This is a genomic window from Empedobacter sedimenti (assembly GCF_030005555.1).
GTDB lineage: Bacteria > Bacteroidota > Bacteroidia > Flavobacteriales > Weeksellaceae > Empedobacter > Empedobacter sedimenti.
In genome coordinates, this window is the sequence record NZ_JASCQG010000036.1 from 1 (window position 1) to 2227 (window position 2227).

A 2227-nucleotide genomic window follows, 5' to 3' on the forward strand; every position below is an offset into this window, starting at 1 on the left:
GACATTTGTTTCATTGCTTTTTGTTTTTTCAATGATTCATCTTCAAATTGCGGTTGATGGATCGGAATAAAACGAATGCCTGTAATTTTACGACCTGTTTTGATCGGTTCGTAATGGAACGTGTAAGGAGAACATTTATCAAGTTCTTTTTTTGCAGGTTCGATAACTTTTTGAATAAAACCACCCGTTAACTTGTATTTATCAGCAATATTAAATATATCTTTTAATTTATCTATTGAATAATTAATAGGAGTTTTCTGATTAGATAATAATTCGTAAAAACGCATAGTATATACACTTTCAAATTCCATAGCTACTTTAAGTTCATACTTTTTAAAGCCTTTTGAAAAATCTAAAAATGCTTCTACTATTTTTGGATTTATTCTGAAAGTAGCAATCTCTGTATTTTTCTTAATTTTAGGCTCTGAAATTACTGAAATTAACTCCCAATCATTTTCATCTTCATACTCAAAGAATTTTTTAGCTAAATTTTTTAAAGCTGATTTTATTCGAATATGGTTAGTATCTGTTTCGTTTTGTAAAAATAATTTAATAGGCATACTAACAATGCTAGTATTTTGATTGTCTTGTTCAATAACTATTTTGTCTTTTAATTTTTGATTTTGTATTAATCCTTGAAAAAGCTCTACAAGACGATAAAGAATACGTTTCTCGTAAACAGAATAATCATATTTAGCAGTCGTTAAGATGTAAGACTGTAATACTTCTTTATTATTAATTTTAGACATAAGTTATAGTATTGAAAAGTAAATTTATATAAATACTATAACTTACACAAACATAAGTTATAGTATTTATTCAAAAAGTTATAGTTAACCATTTTCTATTTATTCAAAAAGTTATAGTTGTTTATTCAAAAAGTTATAGTTAGACTTTTTAATACCCTTGTAATATATATGATATACATATATATATCCATTTTTTGTCGAAAGTCGATAAGTAATGTTAGATAAGCTATGTTTAATTAATACAAAAACATGGTAATTTTTTAGTTTTTAAGGGTGTGATTTTCTTCGAAAAATCACTTTTGGGAGCTTGCGTGAAATGCACTGTTTTCGTTAGAGTGGAAAAACAAAAACAAATTGACGTGACTTTTTTATGCGCACCAGGGGGGGCGGATTTTTTCAAAATAAAATTTATCTGTATATTTGTGTACACAAATAGTTACACAATGGCAATAGTAGAAACAACAAGTAGACAGTTTAGAGAACGTCAGAAAGATTTTTTTGATATGGTCGACAAAGGAAAAAAAGTAGTCATTAGAAGAGGAAGTAAGCACGCTTATGTGCTAACACCTATTTCTCAAAATGATCTTTATTTTTCAGAAGAAATGATCCAAAGAATTAAAGATGCTAAACAAGAAATCAAGGAAGGAAAAGGAATAACTATAAAATCAAAAGAAGATTTAGACGCATACTTTGATAGTTTATGAGTTATAAAATCATTTTCTCTTCTCAGGCGGATGTAGATTTAAAAGAGTTAAAGAAATCGGAGCCTAAAGCTTTTAAAAAAGCAGTCGCCTTAATTAAAGAATTAGCAGAACACCCAAGAACAGGCACAGGTAAACCTACTTTGAAAAAGTATGATTTAGCAGGATGTTATGCCCGAAAAATAACGGATAAACATCGATTAGTCTATTCGATTGACGATGATGTTATTTCGGTTCATATTCTATCAGCGAAAGGACATTACAACGATAAATGATGCTAAAAATCAAACTAAAACTAAATATAAGCAACTTAAATGCAGTCTTGCATGTATTGGATAGTTACGACAATGAATTTAAAGGCGATAATTTTGCGTTTAAAGCTATTTTGTCAATTTCTGATGACTTATATAGTAAATTACTTAGAAAAGCGATTACAGAGCGTAAAAACGATAAAATATTTGCGATTTCATTCAAGTATCATGAAGCTTATGCACTTGAAGCCATTTTAAGACACTTTATTTCAAATGCCGATGAAGCCTATTCAGATCCTTATGTAAAAAATACCGCTCATGTGATTGCGAATAAAATTCATCAAGAGTTATAATTCTTCCAACAGCATTTTATCTGGAGCTTCTCCAAACAAATCAAAAGAAAACAAAGGTAAGTTTCGCACCATTAAATTTTAGCATAAAGCCGTTTCACTTTTTATATAAAATTTAGTGATGCTGCACTTGTTGAAATGGCTTTCTTTTTTTTCGTTTTTTCTTTTCTAAAATG

Annotated in this window: 4 protein-coding genes; 3 read left to right on the top strand and 1 reads right to left on the bottom strand. The window is 28.6% G+C overall.

The genetic code is table 11. The annotated features are described in order from the left end of the window. On the bottom strand, nt 1-749 hold a 749-nt coding region (locus QHG34_RS15750), incomplete at its 3' end, for a replication initiation protein (RefSeq protein ID WP_282631177.1). A gap of 443 nt (nt 750-1192) precedes the next feature. Here QHG34_RS15750 and QHG34_RS15755 point away from each other — a divergent pair. Genes QHG34_RS15755 through QHG34_RS15765 form a run of 3 tightly spaced genes read left to right on the top strand, consistent with a single transcriptional unit; the run spans nt 1193 to nt 2054 of the window. Next, nucleotides 1193-1453, top strand: a complete 261-nt coding sequence (locus tag QHG34_RS15755) for a hypothetical protein (protein ID WP_143080504.1) — start codon at nt 1193-1195, stop codon at nt 1451-1453. Then, nucleotides 1450-1725 carry a Txe/YoeB family addiction module toxin gene (locus tag QHG34_RS15760; protein WP_282631178.1) on the top strand — a complete coding sequence of 92 codons (276 nt, stop codon included), beginning with the start codon at nt 1450-1452 and terminating at the stop codon, nt 1723-1725. Before QHG34_RS15755 ends, QHG34_RS15760 begins: the two co-directional genes overlap by 4 nt. After that, a complete protein-coding gene (locus QHG34_RS15765; RefSeq protein ID WP_143080505.1) occupies nt 1725-2054 on the top strand; it encodes a hypothetical protein in 330 nt (109 codons plus the stop codon). Before QHG34_RS15760 ends, QHG34_RS15765 begins: the two co-directional genes overlap by 1 nt. Nucleotides 2055-2227 lie beyond the last annotated feature (173 nt).

Excerpts from the sequence above, each read along its gene's own strand:
- QHG34_RS15765 (WP_143080505.1), top strand. The coding sequence starts at position 1,725 with ATGCTAAAAATCAAACTAAAACTAAATATAAGCAACTTAAATGCAGTC.
- QHG34_RS15760 (WP_282631178.1), top strand. The coding sequence starts at position 1,450 with ATGAGTTATAAAATCATTTTCTCTTCTCAGGCGGATGTAGATTTAAAA.
- QHG34_RS15755 (WP_143080504.1), top strand. The coding sequence starts at position 1,193 with ATGGCAATAGTAGAAACAACAAGTAGACAGTTTAGAGAACGTCAGAAA.